General features: G+C 35.6%; 16 protein-coding genes. 3 read left to right on the top strand and 13 right to left on the bottom strand.

The genetic code is table 11. The features are described from left to right. Nucleotides 1-1,512 (bottom strand): PAS domain S-box protein, encoded by a 1,512-nt coding sequence (locus ACJJVT_RS07510; protein WP_405397638.1) that lies wholly within the window; start codon nucleotides 1,510-1,512, stop codon nucleotides 1-3. Between the two features lie 92 nt (nucleotides 1,513-1,604). On the opposite strand from ACJJVT_RS07510, the gene ACJJVT_RS07505 reads away from it, so the two are divergent. Then, a complete protein-coding gene (locus tag ACJJVT_RS07505) occupies nucleotides 1,605-2,006 on the top strand; it encodes a hypothetical protein (RefSeq protein WP_243835357.1) in 402 nt (133 codons plus the stop codon). Here the strand turns inward: ACJJVT_RS07505 and ACJJVT_RS07500 are convergent. From ACJJVT_RS07500 to ACJJVT_RS07445, 12 genes are all read right to left on the bottom strand, one after another. Then, nucleotides 2,003-3,484, bottom strand: coding sequence for a mannitol dehydrogenase family protein (locus tag ACJJVT_RS07500; protein ID WP_405397637.1), 1,482 nt, complete (start codon nucleotides 3,482-3,484; stop codon nucleotides 2,003-2,005). The two genes, ACJJVT_RS07505 and ACJJVT_RS07500, sit on opposite strands and share 4 nt — an antisense overlap. Further along, entirely contained in the window at nucleotides 3,477-5,204 is a 1,728-nt protein-coding gene (locus ACJJVT_RS07495; RefSeq protein ID WP_405397636.1) for a purine-cytosine permease family protein, read from the bottom strand. Before ACJJVT_RS07495 ends, ACJJVT_RS07500 begins: the two co-directional genes overlap by 8 nt. A gap of 202 nt (nucleotides 5,205-5,406) precedes the next feature. After that, nucleotides 5,407-6,222, bottom strand: coding sequence for a hypothetical protein (locus ACJJVT_RS07490; protein ID WP_405397634.1), 816 nt, complete (start codon nucleotides 6,220-6,222; stop codon nucleotides 5,407-5,409). 26 nt (nucleotides 6,223-6,248) lie between these two features. Beyond that, nucleotides 6,249-6,983, bottom strand: coding sequence for a glucose 1-dehydrogenase (locus tag ACJJVT_RS07485; protein WP_405397633.1), 735 nt, complete (start codon nucleotides 6,981-6,983; stop codon nucleotides 6,249-6,251). Nucleotides 6,984-7,002: 19 nt separating this feature from the next. Next, entirely contained in the window at nucleotides 7,003-7,788 is a 786-nt protein-coding gene (locus tag ACJJVT_RS07480) for a haloacid dehalogenase type II (protein WP_405397631.1), read from the bottom strand. Between the two features lie 52 nt (nucleotides 7,789-7,840). Further along, nucleotides 7,841-8,443 (bottom strand): TetR/AcrR family transcriptional regulator, encoded by a 603-nt coding sequence (locus ACJJVT_RS07475; protein ID WP_405397630.1) that lies wholly within the window; start codon nucleotides 8,441-8,443, stop codon nucleotides 7,841-7,843. 94 nt (nucleotides 8,444-8,537) lie between these two features. Continuing rightward, a complete protein-coding gene (locus ACJJVT_RS07470) occupies nucleotides 8,538-9,671 on the bottom strand; it encodes an MBL fold metallo-hydrolase (protein WP_405397628.1) in 1,134 nt (377 codons plus the stop codon). Between the two features lie 252 nt (nucleotides 9,672-9,923). Then, entirely contained in the window at nucleotides 9,924-10,979 is a 1,056-nt protein-coding gene (gene arsB / locus ACJJVT_RS07465; protein WP_405397626.1) for an ACR3 family arsenite efflux transporter, read from the bottom strand. Between the two features lie 2 nt (nucleotides 10,980-10,981). Further along, entirely contained in the window at nucleotides 10,982-11,614 is a 633-nt protein-coding gene (locus tag ACJJVT_RS07460) for a low molecular weight phosphatase family protein (protein ID WP_405397625.1), read from the bottom strand. A 22-nt stretch (nucleotides 11,615-11,636) separates the two neighbouring features. Continuing rightward, a complete protein-coding gene (locus tag ACJJVT_RS07455; RefSeq protein WP_405397623.1) occupies nucleotides 11,637-12,104 on the bottom strand; it encodes a DUF6428 family protein in 468 nt (155 codons plus the stop codon). A gap of 74 nt (nucleotides 12,105-12,178) precedes the next feature. Next, nucleotides 12,179-12,508, bottom strand: coding sequence for an ArsR/SmtB family transcription factor (locus ACJJVT_RS07450; RefSeq protein ID WP_405397622.1), 330 nt, complete (start codon nucleotides 12,506-12,508; stop codon nucleotides 12,179-12,181). A 109-nt stretch (nucleotides 12,509-12,617) separates the two neighbouring features. Next, nucleotides 12,618-13,514: a helix-turn-helix domain-containing protein gene (locus tag ACJJVT_RS07445; protein WP_405397621.1), complete on the bottom strand. Its 897-nt coding sequence runs from the start codon at nucleotides 13,512-13,514 to the stop codon at nucleotides 12,618-12,620. 182 nt (nucleotides 13,515-13,696) lie between these two features. Here ACJJVT_RS07445 and ACJJVT_RS07440 point away from each other — a divergent pair, with 182 nt between their 5' ends. After that, nucleotides 13,697-14,767: an efflux RND transporter periplasmic adaptor subunit gene (locus ACJJVT_RS07440; RefSeq protein ID WP_405397619.1), complete on the top strand. Its 1,071-nt coding sequence runs from the start codon at nucleotides 13,697-13,699 to the stop codon at nucleotides 14,765-14,767. An 8-nt stretch (nucleotides 14,768-14,775) separates the two neighbouring features. Then, nucleotides 14,776-17,898 (top strand): efflux RND transporter permease subunit, encoded by a 3,123-nt coding sequence (locus ACJJVT_RS07435; RefSeq protein WP_405397617.1) that lies wholly within the window; start codon nucleotides 14,776-14,778, stop codon nucleotides 17,896-17,898. Nucleotides 17,899-17,905: the final 7 nt, after the last annotated feature.

The following is a 17,905-nucleotide window of genomic DNA, read 5'->3' as shown; positions in this document are numbered from 1 at the left end:
CTAGTTGGTTTTTAATTTAGGTATACTTAGTGTAAATGTTGACCCTATACTTTCTGTACTTGAAAACTCAAGACTGCCGCCTAAGTTTTCTATATGTTGTTTTGCGATATTTAAACCAATACCGGTGCCTTGGGTCAGTAAAGCGTTCTCTGCTCTAAAATAACGATTAAATATGTGTTTTTGCTCTTCTACCGGTATTCCAATACCTTCATCAATGACGCTAATGGCGTAACCTGTATCTTTTATATCCACCTTTATATCAATGGTGGAATCTTCTGGAGAGTACTTGATAGCATTATGTACTAAATTGGATAGCGCCAATTCTAAGGTCTTTTCATCGAATTGAATATTTAATTCATCAATGTTTTCTGGGTAGCGAATCTGTTGGCCAGACTTAAGTAGCATGTTAGCATTATACACTACCTCGTTAACAGTTTTACTAAGCGGAAATTCTTCGATTTTATAATTCACCTTACCAGATTCTAACCGTTCTACAGATAGAAAATCATTAAGTATGGTATCTAAATATTTTACCTTATTTTTTATTGTTGTTACGTGTTTATCTCGCTTTGGTTGCTGTTCTGTTTCGGTATATTTACCGAGTAAGGTAATCGATGTTAAAATACTGCTTAAAGGTGTTTTAAATTCATGCGATACTAATGATAAGAAACGTGTTTTAAGTTCGTTCAGTTCTTTTTCTACAGCGAGCGCTTCTGTTAGTTGATGGGTACGTTCTTCTACTATTTTTTCTAAGTTTTCTGTATAATTTTTTCTCTCTGTGATATCTAGAATAAAGGCAACAAATACTTTTTCTTTTCCTAGTTTCGATAGTTGTAGATGTACTTCAACTGGATACGAAGTTCCGTCTTTTCTTCCATGTCTGGTTTCGAACTTTACTTTGGCAGTTTCATCATTAACTAATGGAGCTATCAAGGTATTGAATTCAGAAATATCCATATCGGGTTTAATATCAACCGGAGTCATAGTGTATAACTCTTCAAATGAAAACCCTATATTTCTTTGCGCTTCTTTATTTATATTTAAAAATTTAAACGTATTGGCATCAAAAATGAAAATTTCATTCAGTGATTCATCAAAAATTCGTGCCCAGTGGCTTAGTTCTTCTTCTCTATTCTTACGTTCTGTAATATTGATTACCAATGCCATTACATAGGTAGCGCCATAAAATTCAAACGGATTCAAACCTGCCTCAACAGGAAATTCTTTGCCGTCTTTACATATGCCATATAGATTTCTACCATGCCCCATTTGGCGTTTATCGCTTTTTGCGATAAAATTATCTACATGTGCGTCATGACCTGCATGGTACCTTCTGGGTATTAGTATGTCTAAAGGTTTGCCAACTAGTTCGCCTTTCTCGTAACCAAACATTTGCAGCGATGACGTATTTGTGGCTACAATAATTTGATCGGCATTTACAACGATAATGCCTTCTGAAACACCTTCTGATAATAAATTGAAAATGTCACTATTTTCTTGAAAATCCTGCATATATCAAATATATCGATTACTACTGATTTTTGTCATATTAAAATTACATCCTACTTCATATTTTTACTTGAAATCAACTAAGACAAGACAAAATGGAAAATACGCCGAAAACAATGAACGGACTCTATGAAAATTTAGGTAAGCTATTTTATGCCGTGGCTATAAGTGATGGAACCGTGCATAATAATGAATGGGCTAAAGTCAAGGAATACGTAAAAGAAGATTGGTTGTATGTAGATGATTTTACAGACCGTTATGGTACCGATGCTGCAAACCAAATTGAAATTGTGTTTGATGTTTTAATGGAGTCTGAAAAAAGTAGTGAAGAATGTTTTGATGATTTTAAGGAGTTTTATAAAATTCATCCGCATGCATTTTCAGATAAAATAAAAACCTTGACCAAAAAGACGGCCAAGGCTATTGCAAGTTCATTCTCAGGTAATAATAAGTCTGAGTTAATAGTGTTAGCAAAAATAGATCTATTGCTAGATTAAGCTTGTTTCATCAATTTCTTAATATCAGCATCTTTGTAGATTTTCTGAACCATTTTACTGTACAAACTGGTAAATTTATCTTCGTTGATTAAGTTACCAAATAATGATTCTTGTCTTATAAAAGCTAGTGGGTCAGTGTTTGTTTTGCTTGCCGCCGAATGCAATTGATCTTGCATGGCGTCAATAATTTCAATCGGGTTACCGTTTTTATCAATTCCCTTATCGCTGTAATAGCACCATGCAGCAATTACTAAAGTCGCAAATTTAATGCTACCGCCATTCGCTAAATTATCTTGAATGGTTGCAATTAAGAATTTCGGCAATTTTGCGGAACTCTCTGAGCAAATTCTGCTTACGCTATCTTTTATATTTGGGTTCGCAAAACGTTCTTGTATACTGTCTTTGTAGGCAGTTAAATCGATGCCTTCTAGTTGATCTAAAACAGGAGTAGCTTCTTCGTCCATAAACGCTCTTAAATAGGTAACGAACAAATCATCTTCCATACAAGCGTTAATAGTTGGGTGACCATGAATAGCCCCTAAAAGCCCAAGTACAGAATGACCTGCATTTAATAAACGAAGTTTCATTTTTTCATACGGCTTAACATCTGGTACAAACTGCACGCCAACTTTTTCAAATTCTGGTCTGCCGTTAGAAAAATTATCTTCAATTACCCATTGAATAAAAGGCTCACATGTTACAGGCCATTCGTCTTTTAAACCATATGTGCTCTCTAAATATTCAATGTCCGAAGGCGTGGTGACAGGTGTAATACGATCTATCATGCTATTTGGAAAACAGACTTCCTTTTCGATATATGTAGCCAGTTCTTTATCTTGTTTGTTTGCGAAAGCAAGTAGCATCTTTCTGGTAACATCACCATTGTGTTCAATGTTGTCACAAGACATTACGGTAAAAGGAGATAAGCCTGACGCTCTTCTTTTCTTAATGGCAGTAGTTAAAAATCCGTAAATGGTTCGAGGGCTGTTCGGATGTTGTAATTCGTGCTGTACATCTGTATTTTCAAAATCAAATTCACCCGTTGACGAATTAAAATTATAGCCGCCCTCTGTAATGGTCAAGGAAACTATTTTTGTGTCAGGATGAACCATTTGGTCAATTACCGAATCGGGAGTGTCATGACCAAGTTTAAAATCGATAATAGAACCTATTACTTGTGAATCTATTTTACCATCAGGATGCTTTATAATGAGGGTGTAAAGTCCGTCTTGTTTTTGAAGAACATCATGAATTTTTTGATCTCCTTTTCTTAGACCAATACCACAAATTCCCCAATCAGATGCACCTTCTTTTTCTTGTAAGAGGTGCGTGTAATATGCTTCGTGTGCTCTATGAAAACCACCAACACCAACATGCACAATTCCTGCCTTTAGAGATTTTCTATTAAATGTAGGAATTGGAATTTGCTTGCTTAACGTTGCTAAATTTTCTTTGTTCAACATGATTTCTTTATTCATTTTTAGCTTTGTTTATTGATTTTACACGTAATAATGCCCAGTATGCAGTAACGAAATAAGTAATCGTACAAATAAATGCATACGTATAAAATAGTTCTCTATTGTTGATATAGCTATTCTCATTTGCGCTGTCGAATAAAACAATACCTGCCAAGATCAACGTAATTATAAGGGCAACAAGAGATACCAACTTTAAAATCTTTGAGAATATGGTAGTATCTTTCTTTGGTGTTGTTTCTAATTTGCTTTTTTCTTTTTGAAAAGCCACAATTTTCTCATTGCGTATTCTTTCTTGTTCTTCCGCCTCAGGATATTTTTCTTTTGCTCCGTAACGACCAGCTAACAATGTATAAACTCCGATAGTGAAAATCCATGTTGGAATAAACAAATAGAAGAAAGACATTACATTAAAAGCATTTAGTCCAAAACCGAAAACCAATCCTAATCCCCATGAAACAATAGCGGGTGTACTAAACGTTAAATTTCGGTATTGAGACCAATAGCGTGTGTATCCGATCCTTGGGAATATTTGATGCTCTGCAAATACAATTGCACCAACGGGTACTACCAATAAACCTGCATAGGTTAATAAGGGTAAAATCTGTGAAAAAACAAATGGGAAACAGGCTATGGCAATAGTGATTAAACCAACAACAATAGTTGTCTTTTTACGTGAATGATTATAGAAAATGGCTTGTGCCGCTAAGCCAGCTCTGTATAAATTTGTTATTGCTGTTGTCCAGCCTGCTACGATTACGATTACGAAACCAGACCAACCTAACGCGTAAAATGCAACATCGCCCGGATCAAGTTCAACTATTGTTTTGCCTATTATTACAGCAGCACCAGCTCCCATAATACCTGCAGCAATCCATGCAACATAATGTCCGAACATCATACCTGTACTAGTAGCTAGAGCGTAAGATTTTTTTTTGGCAAAACGTAATAACGCCATATCGATCAAACCAAAATGTGTTATTGAATTTGCCGCCCATGCAAAACCTATGACTTCTATAAGACCAATGCCGGGTTCGCCGGTACTATCAACTCCTGTCCATATAGATTGATCTCCGAGCGATATTAAATCGTTCCAACCGTTTGGTAATGTTGTTCCTAAAACATCTAAAGAAAGAGCAGGTAGTAAAACCATTGCGCCACTGGTGAACATCACGAATAACCACGGGGCACATATGCCTGAAAATTCTGATACAGCATTAAATCCGTATAACGCAATTGATACGACAACAACACCAACTAAGAATACAATGAGCACAAACCACAAATTTGTTGGGTACCAGTTTAATTGTGCGGGTATATCGAAAGCAAATCGAACGGCAGTTGAAGAAACGGTAATCATGGCCGCCGATATTACAGAGAAAATAATGACGTTAGCCCAATTATAAAGCTTGGTCATAGAATCTCCTGCAATTTTATTTAAGTAAGTATATAAACTTAATCTTGTTTCTACAGCAATAGGCGAAGTAATAAGTGTCCAGCTCAGTACTGCTAAGATATTACCAATCAATAGACCAAGAATAATGTCCATTGTTTTTGCACCAAGAGCTACAAACGTTGCTCCGATCACAAACTCTGTAGCTGCTACGTGTTCTGCAGCATACAAACCTGCAAAATGTGTCCAATCATGTAGCTTATGTTTTGCAACAGGTAATTGTTCTTCGTTTAAATTTTCAAACGTGGAGTAGTCGTTGTTTACTGACATAAGTTGAGTTGGTAGTTAGGTTATTAATTAAAAATAAAGTTGAGTACTGTTTAAAAGCCTTTACGTCTTTGTTGGTTTTTAAACAGGCTTGCAATGTATTTAATTTTGTTAAGAACCTTTTACTAAAACTTGTTAATCTTCAAATTCTTTACCTACTAAAAGAAGTATTGTGTATAAATGAAGCTATTTTAATGAGGAATTATTAACTTTTAAAATCATTTTCACTTAATCCGTTATTGAATTTAATATTCGACCAATCAACAGTTATCCATGGTGCATCGCTAACTGCGGCTTCCCAAGTAGATTTCTTATATTTTCGCTTTGTTGGGAAAAGCATTCCGTCAACATCTTCATATTCTAAGGTCATTAAATTCGGAGTGTCCATAGCACCAAAGTCTGCCACTGTAAATAGAAACTGATTTACAAGAGATGTATTTTTATTAATGTATAGCTGATAAATATCTGTAGGCTTCGAGTCTCCAAAATTGAAGGATACTTTTACAATTTCATAAGGAATTTCGTTTAAGGTCTTTTCGCCTAAATACTCATACGAAACACCTTTGTCCATTAACTTTTGAAACATGGTAAACCAATAGAAATTAGTAGGTCTGTTAAAAGCAACTCTTTTTAAGGCAATGCTATCGTTTAGAATTTCTCCATTATGTTTTAACCAAAACTCTTTACCGTCATAACCTTGTTCAATTGTACCCTGTAAGTCACTTAAGGTTCTTTGATGTTGTTCGTATTTACCATATGATAGCTCACCATCGAAAATGTACTTCTCTGTTGAAATATCAGTTTTACCATCTGGTGTCTGGTAGGTGTATGTGTACACGACATCTTCCTTACTACGAAGCGTTTTATAATCGCCGACTTTTTCAAGCATTTTTGAAACCAATTCTTCTCCTTTATTCGTGAATTCAGGAGTTTGATTAGTTTCTTTTTTAGCAGTTTGCTCCCCTTTGCAAGAAGTGATTAAGATACTTAGTACTAATATGCTGGTAATTTTAAAATTCATGGGTAGTTATTTATATGTGTATAAGATTAGATTAATGCACCGTTAGCGCCAATGACTTGACCTGAAATCCATTTAGAATCATCACTTGCTAAAAATAAGACAACTCTTGCAATATCTATAGGCTGTGCCAATCTATCAAAAGCATTCATGGAACTTAATTTATCTATGAACTCTTGAGATTTTCCATTTAAGAATAATTCTGTTTCTGTTGCGCCGGGTGCTAAAGCATTAACAGAAATTCCTCTGCCTATTTCTTTAGAAAAGACTCTGGTCATTTGCTCTACGGCAGCTTTTGAGGCGGAGTATAATGCGTAGTTAGGGAACATTAGTTTTACCGTACTAGAAGATATATTGATAATGTTACCATTATCTGATAGTTTACTGTCAGCCTCTTGCAACATATTAAAAACTCCCTTTACATTCACATCGAAAAGTTTGTTGAAATCTTTTTGAGTGTTGTCTTTCAATTTTTTGTTGAACATGACACCAGCGTTGTTTATCAATACGTCTACCTTGCCAAAAGCTTCTATAGTTTGGTCATATAACTGAGTTACCTGATCTCTATCGCTTACATCTGCTTTAATAGCAATCGCATTACCGCCATTATCTTTGATTTTACTAACCGTAGCTTCAGCATCTTTTTCACTGTTCGAATGATTGACAACTACTTTAGCTCCATTTTCTGCTAATAAAAAAGCCACTTCTTGTCCAATACCTCTAGATGCACCGGTTATTATGATTACTTTATCTTCTAATTTCATAGTTTAATTTTTTATTGATTTATAAACTGATCAATTTATCGGCAACCAATTTTAAATTGGACTCATTGATTTCTGGAGTAGGAGATAGGGGATATAATTGCGCCCCAGGTCTGCTTATAAATGCACCTCTCCAATTTGCCCATAATGCCCCAGAGATATCCCAGCCATGTGCTGCTACCAAAAGACATTCTTGTGGTTTAATATTCATTTTTCTAGCTGCCCAATTATATGCATCTACATGAGGTTTAAATTTACCCATATCTTCAATACTAAGACGTTGATCAAAGTATTTTGTTAATCCTGAATTTTTAAATTGTGTCTCTACACCTTTGTTAGATGAGTTGGTAAAAGAAACAAGTTTGTAACCGGCATCTTTTAAAGATTGTAAAGCCGCAGGGACTTCTGGGTGAGCGGGTAGGGAACGAATAGGGTCGACTATAGATTTTTTAGCATCTTCATGACTTATTGTAATACCATTATTGGCAGCCACCATTTGTAATGCAGCAGCACCAATAATCGCAAAATCATTGTATTGGTTGGCTACCGTAGATACTAATGAATATTGTAACATGGTTGTAAACCAAAGTGGTAGCAAATCATTTCTGCCATTTAGCGCTTTTGCAACACTGTCTTTCATTGCTGTTAAGTCTAACAATGTTTCATTAACATCGAAAAATAACACTTTTGGTCTTTCGCCACTAAACTCATTTTTATCTTGTGATGCGAACCCTAAAGTAGGAATGGTTACACCGGCTGCACCTAGTATCGTTGATTTTTTAATAAAGTCTCTTCTGTTGTTGTTCATGTTTAGATTTGTTTTAAAAACATTCTATATAGTATGTTTTTGGGTAAAAAAGTTATTGTTTTAATTGTTTTAGATATAAAGCTAATCCATTTAAATATTCATTGATTACGATATCGTCATCGTATAATTTTCGAATTCCGCGTATGCCTTCAAATGCACTAATGAGATAAATTGCAACAGCGGCACTAGAAATATCTTGTTTAATAGAATTTTCAACTTTTCCTCTTTCTATTAAATCTATAAGGGCGGTTTTCCATTCTTCAATGATATTCTTTAAAGATTTTTGGTACACTTTTTCATTGTCGCCAATTTCATTTATCAAGTTGTTTGTTGGGCAGCCATGTTGTTTCTCGTAAATAGAGAAAGACTTAAGGCTATTAAGAAAAGTATTTTCTAAGATAGTAAATGCATTACCATTTTGATATAGCGGATATACCATTCTCTTTTGAACTCGGCTTTGCACTTTTTGACTGATAACTTCTAAACCTAATTCTTTCTTGTTGGCGTAGTGATGATAGAAGGCACCTTTTGTTAAGGTAGTAGCCTTCATTATCTTTTCAATACTGGTAGTTTTAAAACCGTCTTCATAAAACAATTTAAATGCTTCATTGAGTATCAGCTGTTTTGATAGTTCAGATTTTAATGCTTGCTTCATACCGTAAAGATGCTTAATAAAATACGGTGTAGAATGTTTTTAGATGTGTTTAACCTATTCTTAACGAAATATGGAATGTTATTATGTTTTTAGATTACAGCCCTTTCCACCAATCACCATAGTTGTTCACCGAATCTTTTACTATAATCTCTTGCCCTATTTGAGGCGAAATTACCTGTAAGTTCAACTCAGTTGCTTTTGCTTCAACTCTTTTAATAGGATCGGTCCATTCGTGTAGAGCAAGTTTAAATCCTGCCCAGTGAATTGGCATTATTTTCTTTGCTTTTACATCGATACCAGCTTGTGCGGTTTCTTCGGGCATCATATGAATATCTGACCACATTTTATTGTATTGTCCGCATTCCATTAAAGCCAGGTCAAAAGGTCCGTATTTTTCTCCTATTTCTTTAAAGTGATCGGCATAACCGCTATCGCCGCTAAAAAAGATATTCTCATGTTCTGATGAGATCACCCAAGAACTCCATAATGTACTTTGTGCATTGTTTAGACCTCTACCAGAGAAATGTTGTGCCGGTGTACAGACGAATTTTAGATTTCCGAATTGTGTTTCTTGCCACCAATCCATCTCCGTGATTTTAGCATCAGAAACTCCCCATGCAGTCAAATGATTACCAACACCTAGCGGAGTATAAAAATGATTGGTTTTATCCTTAATTTTTAAAACAGACTCGTAATCTAAATGGTCATAATGATCATGAGAAAAAATAACTGCATCTATCTGTGGTAGTTGTTCAATTGCTACGGGAAATTCTTTATTAAAACGCTTTTCACCTAAAAGTGGATGAGGGGCTGCTACTGCACCAAACATGGGGTCAATTAGAATATTTTTTCCATCAATCTGTAATAAAAAAGAAGAATGTCCGAACCAGATCATTCTTGCTTCTCCGCTATAATCTGCAATGTTTACAGAATCTATTTTTTGCGGAACTAAATCTGCTTTTGGGCGACCATTAGGCACCTTGGTAGTAAAAAATTTATAGGCTAAACTAAGCTTGTCTGAAAAGGCTAAGTCTTCTGGTACAGGTAACACATTACGAAACTTACCCTCTTTAAATTGTTGCGATTGCTCATAGGCTAATTTCTGTTCTTTGGTGCTATCGCCACCAAAACTTGGGTAAAAATTGGTAAATGCTAGTATTGCGATAGCCAATACACCTATGATAATTAAAGTTGTAACCATTATTTTTTTAAGTATTCTTTTGATCATATTATATTCTTAGACCTATGCCTAGTTTGCACCTTAGCTTGATGTAGTACTTCTAAATAAACTTATGCAAAGATAGTTTATCGTAATAACTGTCTTTTAAAGAGAAATAGATTTTAGTTAGTAACTAAAAGCGATAGCCAAAGTTATTAATGTAATGAGTTGTAATTGTATCGATAATGAAGATAATAATAACAAAAAAAAGGTCAGGTATTAAAACCTGACCTTAGTTAAATTTGCTGTATTTTTTTAAAATTATGCTGTTTTAGGATTCGGATTATCATAGTACTTCTTCTTCAACCAAAATGAAACCCGAACTAGAAATATCAGTGCCGGTACCTCAACTAACGGACCTATTACTCCTGCAAATGCTTGACCAGAATTGAGTCCGAATACCGCAATGGCAACTGCAATAGCCAATTCAAAATTGTTTCCGGCTGCCGTAAATGCTACAGAAGCTGTTTTATCATATGCTGCACCTGTCGCCTTGGTAAAAAAGAATCCGATGATGAACATTAAAGTGAAGTAGATCAGTAACGGGACTGCAATGATGAGTACATCCATAGGTATTTCTACTATTAACTCTCCTTTTAAGGAAAACATGATGACAATGGTAAACAACAGCGCAATCAATGTCATTGGAGAAATTGCAGGTATGAACTTATTCGTATACCAATCTTCGCCTTTGAGTTTTACTAAAATCAATCTACTTAGTATTCCCATTAAAAATGGTAGTCCTAAATAGATGGCAACACTTTCTGCTATAGTACCAATAGAGATATCTACAATTGCACCTTCAAAACCGAAGTAGGGCGGAAGCACAGTAATAAATAACCAAGCATAGAAACTATATGCAAATACTTGAAAGATGCTATTAAGAGCGACTAAACCAGCTCCGTACTCACTACTACCATCGGCAAGGTCGTTCCATACCAATACCATAGCAATACAACGCGCCAAACCAATAAGTATAAGACCAACCATATATTCTGGGTAATCTGATAAAAAGGTAATGGCTAAAATGAACATTAGTACCGGACCAATGATCCAATTTAAGATTAAAGAGATAGATAAAATCTTAGTGTTTCTAAATACCTTCGGTAACAAAGCATAGTTCACTTTCGCCAAAGGCGGATACATCATTAATATTAAACCGATAGCAATAGGAATGTTAGTACTACCACTACTAAAGCTATTTATAATATCTGGAAAACTTGGAAAAAAGTAACCGATACCAACACCAAGAGCCATTGCGGCAAAAATCCACCAGGTTAGATTTTGATCTAGAAAGCTTAGTTTTTTAGATGCCATTGCTACTTGTTAATTTGTGAGAATATGTAAAATAATTCCGTTGCAATTTGTATACTTCGTTCAGCATATTTTTCTGCTTGCTGCGGCGTGTTGTCAAAAGCTTTTGGGTCTTCGAAAGTAATAGGTACTCTTTTTTCTGCTCCTGGAATAAAAGGACAACCACCATCTGCTTGTGAACAAGTCATGACCGCCGCAAATTGTGAAGCCGGATTAAATGAATCTTCATAAGATTTTGAAAAACCAATAACAGGATGTTCATTCTCAGAATACTTAATAGCATACACAGGATTACTGGTGTCCGATAATTTTTGAATTTGAAATCCTTGATTCTTTAATGTCTCTGCAACCATTGGGAACAACGCCGTAGCTTCTGTACCACCAGAATAACAATTCACATTTTTAATATTAAAATAGGTAGCCATAGTCTGTGCCCATACTTGAGATAGGTGACTTCTTCTAGAATTATGCGTACAAATAAAGTTGATTCTTATTTCTTGGTCATTGGTAGTTTTCTCTTGTATAAAATCTACCAATGGCTGTAAAACAACTTTACGTTCTGCCGTAATTGAATCTGGCTGTAACGCTTTAATTAAATTCTCAATTTCTGGTAACATGTTGGTTTCTGTAGTTATCATTTTTTCTAATGTTTATAGGTAGTTAACAGCAGTTTCCGTCAGGTGCACAACAAGGTTCGTTAGTAACTTCGGCAAGTTTTACTTTTGGTTTCTCTGCAGGTATGCCACAATTATCTTTTGCCAAGCAGTCTGTTTGTTTCGAAGCTAAGATGAAATTAGTACCGTCAAAATCAAGACCAAATTTCTCTATGGTTTGTCCTTGGTATTCAACTTCTATTTCTAAATCTTCTATGCCCAATACTTTTTCTGAAAGTTCAATAATGTTGATTAGTTTTTCTGGGTGAAGTCTATGGTCATAGTCATTGGCATTCCATAATTGAAAGTTGACTACTTCCTCATTACGAACAGTACCACCACAGTCAATGAAGTTTTTGGTAATCTTGCCAACTTCGGTTACATGAAAATGGTTAGGTACCAATTCGCCATTAGGTAATTGAAAGGCTATAGTTTCTAATTCTGCTAAGTGATTTTTAATTTCTGATAGTTTCATAATTTTGATTTTAAATTATATGTTGTCTTTTTATTTATTAATCGTAATAAAGCGATAAAAGAATGCAAATTTTTTTAACAGCAATCGGTATTCGGAATATCTTGATCTAAGAATTTAATCATGATATCTTTCATGTTAGACCAGTTGTCTTTATCTATACAGTAACAAACACTGGTGCCTTCTACATTACCTTTTATCAATCCTAAATTTTTCAATTCTTTTAAATGTTGAGAAATTGTTGGTTGCGCCAAACCTATTTCACTAACCAAGTCTCCGCATATGCAAGTATCTATTTTAAATAAGTACTGTAATATTGCAACACGTGCAGGGTGACCAAATACTTTGGCGAAGAGAGAAATCTTGTTCTGCTCATCAGTAAACATTTCTGTTTTTGCTAATCCCATTCTTTTACTTAATTGTTTCATTGCAATATTACGATTTAATATTAAAATACAATGCTAATTAAACATTAAATTTTTGTTAGCTAATAATTTTAGGGTATGCGTAAGAATTCTAAATTGTCGAAAGATGTATCTCTTTCTGCTTCTTTCTAAAGGCTTTGGGAGTTTCACCTACTGCCTTTTTAAAAGTTTTGGTGAAATATGAATTGTCGTAGAAATTAAAAAAATGTGCAATTTCTTCACTGCTCATATCGGTATAGACCAAATATCGCTTGATCTCAATAATAAGCTTTTCGTTTATAAGCTCGCTCACACTTTTTCCGATCGCCTTTTTAGTTATTCTATTTAGGTTCTGTGGGGTCATATATAATTGAGATGCATATTCAACTACACTTCTATTACTTTTATATTGTTTATTTATTAAGGATTCCAAAGTAATTATATGTTGCTCTTCTGCACTAATCTTTTCACCTTTCGTTTTTTCATAAAGTCGCGATAGCTTTACCAACATAAGGGTTAATAGAGCTTCTAGTGCATCATATTTTAATATGGTCTCACTATGGTATTCCTTTTCCATTTCTTCTATTAGGCTATGGAACATGGGTTTTTCTGCTTCTGTCAATTCTAAAAGGGGACTGCTTAGAAATCTACTGAATATTGGTAAGGACTGAACCCATTGTTGTGCAGCGGGTTTCAGCAAGAAATCTTTTTGAAATAGTACTCCAAAACCGTTGTTGAAGTTGCCCTTTGCTGCAAATACTTGCCCCGGACTGCAAAAATACACTGAATTTGCAGTAGGTACGTAAGTATTGAAATCTACATTTAATTCGCCATCTCCCTCAATGAAAAAGGAAAGTCCGTAATTCATGTTTCTAAACGGATTTCCGCTTTTCATCAAATCGGAAATGTTTTCAGCCTTAAAGATTAAAAACCCAGGGTGATTCTTATTCTCCTTTATTCCTGTTTCTCTACGAAGATCAGATAAGCCTAATTGAGGTATATGTTCCATTTTTCTGGTATAATTCTATTTAAAACTACCATATTATCTCCATTTATCCTCTTTTTTGACTCAATATGTTCTAATAATACCATAATTGGATTAGTTATTACCATTTTTTACCTTCATAACTCTCTTAGTTTTGCACTCTTAAAATTGAATACCTATACATGATACTTAAATCTAAATCTAATATGAAAGATAAACACCTGTGGTTTACACTAAAAAGTATTTCAATTGTTTTGCTATTTCTTGTTGCCGTTAGTTGTGGTGGTGAAGAGAAGACTACTGCCTCAAAAGTAATTAAGGTACGCGTTATGAATGTTGGTAACAGTACCACTAATTCTGATGCAAATATAGAATACAACGGTACCATAGAATCTGATGTATCTATCAATGCCAGTTTTCAGGTTTCGGGAACGGTTTTGAATATTCCTGTACAAATAGGAGATTTTGTAAAGAAAAATCAATTAATCGCTCAAATAGACGGCACTGTTTACTCCAGTCAATACGAACAGCAATTAGCGCAAGAACGTTTGGCGAAAGAAAATTTTGAACGTATTAATAAGGTGTTTCAAAAGGGAAGTATTGCTGAAATTAGAATGTTAGAGGCTCGTTCGCAATATGAGCAAGCTCAGGCAGCGGCAAAAATGACCTACCAGAATGTGCGTCATGCCAAGATTTATGCACCAATGGACGGTTACATCAGTAATAAGATGATGGATGCCGGTGATTTGGCACAACCGGGTCAGCCTGTAATAGAGTTGGTAAATATCAACACTGTAAAAGCTGCACTTCCTATTCCAGATAGTGAAATCAACAATATTGCTAAAGGAGATACCGCAACGGTAAACATTCCTTCTTTAAAGGATATGAATGTAACAGGTACTGTTGATGAGGTTTCCATTCAATCTAATCAGGGATCACCGGTGTACACTGCATATGTGAAATTGAATAATTCGGATAAAAAAATAAAGCCGGGCATGACTTGTACGGTAAGCTTTGAGAATACAAATGTTAGTGATAATGGAGAACAAGCTATTATTATTCCATCAGAAAGTATTGCGGTTACAGAAGACGGTAAGCGTTTTGTGTATGTAGCTAACGGTAACAATGCAGAAAGACGTTATGTAGAAACCGGTCAACTTTATAATAGTGGTATAGCCATTACAAAGGGTTTGAAAAAAGGTGACCAACTTATTGTTTCTGGGTACCACAAACTTACCCAGAGTACACAGGTTGAAGTAATTAATGATTCCAAATAATACACCAGATGAAAGAAAAAAAGAGTGGTGTCATAGATTGGGCATTTAAACACGCAACATTTCCTTTTGTACTAGTATTGTCGCTAGTGCTTATGGGTATATATGGGCTTTTGAACATGCCCAGAAACGAATTTCCTGACTTTACCATACGTCAAGGATTGATCATAGGGTCTTACCCAGGTGCTTCTTCTGATAAGGTTGCAGAAGAATTGACTTCTAAGGTTGAAGAGTTCTTATTCGGCTATAACGAAATAGACAAGACCAAAACGTATTCATATTCTAAAGATGGACTCATGTACATCTATGCTGAAGTATCGGATAAGGTTGACCATAACGCCACGGAGCAATTCTGGAATAAGCTAAAGGCTGAAGTTTTAATTTTTCAGCAGTTAGAATTACCTCGTGAGGTACAAGGTATTATGGTGAATAGTGACTTTGGTAGTACGGCAGCTTTAATATTGGGTATAGAATCTGAAACAAGACCTTATAAAGACCTGCAACGCCATGTAGAGGAAATTGAGGACGAGTTTAGACAGATAGATAACTTGGCTAAAATATCGCATTCTGGCGGACTAACAGAGCAAATTGCCGTGTATGTGGATCAAGATAAATTAGCCAATTACGGTATAACACCTCAGGCAATTACCATGAGCTTGCAAAACCAAGGTGCTGTATTGGCATCTGGGTCATTGGAAAGCGATAGCAAAGAAAGACCTATATACCTTGAGACATCTTTAAAGTCAGAATCTGATATTGCGAGACAGGTAGTTAAAACCGAAGCGAATGGTAATATCATACGAGTACGAGATGTTGCTCGTGTAGTTCGTGAATATGATAATCCAGATTCATATTTGACTATGAACGGTACCAAGGGTATGATCATTACCTTGGAAATGGCAAAAAAGGGAAACATTGTTCAGTTTGGTGATAAGATAGATGAACGATTGGATAAGATCATTAGCGAAATGCCTGCTGATATTAAAATTACCAAAATTGCCGATCAGCCAGAAGTGGTAGACCATTCTATCAGTCACTTCATGAAAGAATTCGGTTTTGCTTTGATCGGTGTAATCTTGGTGACTTTATTATTGCTTCCGGTTAGGGTGGCATCCGTAGCAGCGGCAACTATTCCTATTACCATAGCGGCTACCTTATGTATCATGTTCTTTTTAGGTATTGAACTGAATACGGTAACCTTGGCGGCATTAATTGTGGTGTTGGGTATTGTGGTAGATGATCCTATTGTAATTATTGACAACTATGTAGAGAAACTAGATGAAGGCTTATCTATTCCAGAGGCAGCGGTAAGCAGCGCAAAAGAATTGTTCCCATCTGTATTTACGGCTACGTTGGCTATTTCTGCTACTTTTTATCCGTTGTTGTTCTTTATGGAGGGTGTAGCATCAGATTTTATTAGTGCATTCCCATATGTAATTATCATAGCATTGACTTTATCATTATTGATATCGATTCTTATTGTGCCCATGATCAATTCCATATTCATAAAAAAGGGACTTCATGATGATCCGGCGAATAAAAATAAGGATGGTAAAAAATCTATGTTAGATCGCTTGCAGTCGTTCTTTAACGATACAGTGAACAAGGCAATGGTTCACTACAAACTGACTATCTTTTTAGGTGTTGCCGCCATAGTTGTTGGTGTTATTCTTTTTGGAGGTGTAAGTCAGCAGTTGTTTCCAAAGGTGGAACGTAACCAGTTTTCCATAGAAATTAGTTTAGCTCCTGGCAATAGCCTAGAGGAGACTGCAAAAGTGGTTACAGGCTTTGAAGAGATTTTAAGTGCAGATGAACGTGTAGAAGAATATACCAGTTTTATTGGGCAGAGTTCACCTCGTTTTCACACACTTTACGCACCAAATCTACCGGCAAAAAATTATGCCCAGATTTTAGTGACGACCATATCAGACGATGCTACTGCCGAGGTTTTAGGTGAGTATGATGATAAGTATGCAGATATGTATCCGCAGGCATACCTTAGAATGAAACAATTAGAAATGTCAGGAGCCAATGCACCTATAGAAGTGCGTATTTACGGTGATGATATTGATCAGTTGAAAAAGTATGGCGATACCATTATCAACATAGCACGTGCAACGCCAAACACCATCTGGAGCAGAACCGATTATGGTGATATGAAAGAGGCGGTTAAAATGGACGTTAAATTTAACGAAGCCGCAAGATTAGGTTTAAACAATAGAGATATTGCAAACGCCGTAGCGGTCAATACTACAGGTTTAAAAGCTACGGAAGTATGGGATAAAGATTATCCTATTGATGTAAAGATAAAAAGTGAGAATCAGCACAATCAAAATGTATCTGATTTGGAACAATTATCTATTATTTCACCAAAGAAAGGTGCAGCAATTCCTTTACGTCAGGTAGCAGATGTGTCTTCAGAATGGACACAAGAGACTATTGTGAACAGGAATGGTACCCGTTGTTTAACGGTTCGTGTAGATATTGATAAAGATGCCGTTGCCAATGAGGTATTGGCAGAAATGATACCTAGTATAGATGCTATTGATTTTCCTGAAAACCTTCGTTTAGAATATGGGGGCGAGTATGAACTTCAGATTGAAAACAACAAGCCTATGGGGCTTTCTCTAATGCTAAGTGTAGTATTGATTTTCTTAATTCTTTTATGGCACTTTAAAAGCTTTATGCACGCCGTATTAAGTTTCATTACCATGCCGCTAAGTATTTTCGGTGCCGCTGTAGGTCTCCTGCTAATGCAGTATCCTTTCGGGTTTACTTCTTTCTTAGGATTATTGGCACTGTGTGGTATTGTAGTAAGAAACGGAATTATCTTGATCGACTATGCCGATGAACTTCGACACCTACACAATTATAGCGTTAAGAAAGCGGCTATTCTTGCTGCTGAGAGACGTATGCGACCTATTTTCTTGACATCTTCTGCAGCTGCAGTTGGTGTAATACCTATGATTGTAAGTCGCTCTAGTCTTTGGGGACCTTTGGGAACCGTAATCGCATTTGGGTTGATGTTCTCTATGGTACTTACTCTTTTTGTACTGCCGGTACTATACTGGTTGTTCTTTAGAAAAGAAGATGATGAGACGGTTGATGGGGAAATCGTTAAAGCTGAAGTTTAATAGTAGA

Source organism: Maribacter sp. Asnod2-G09, assembly GCF_045063795.1.
In the GTDB taxonomy this organism is placed as follows: domain Bacteria; phylum Bacteroidota; class Bacteroidia; order Flavobacteriales; family Flavobacteriaceae; genus Maribacter.
The sequence above is the reverse complement of the archived record's forward strand: the minus strand, read 5'-3'. Positions and strand labels throughout refer to the sequence as shown.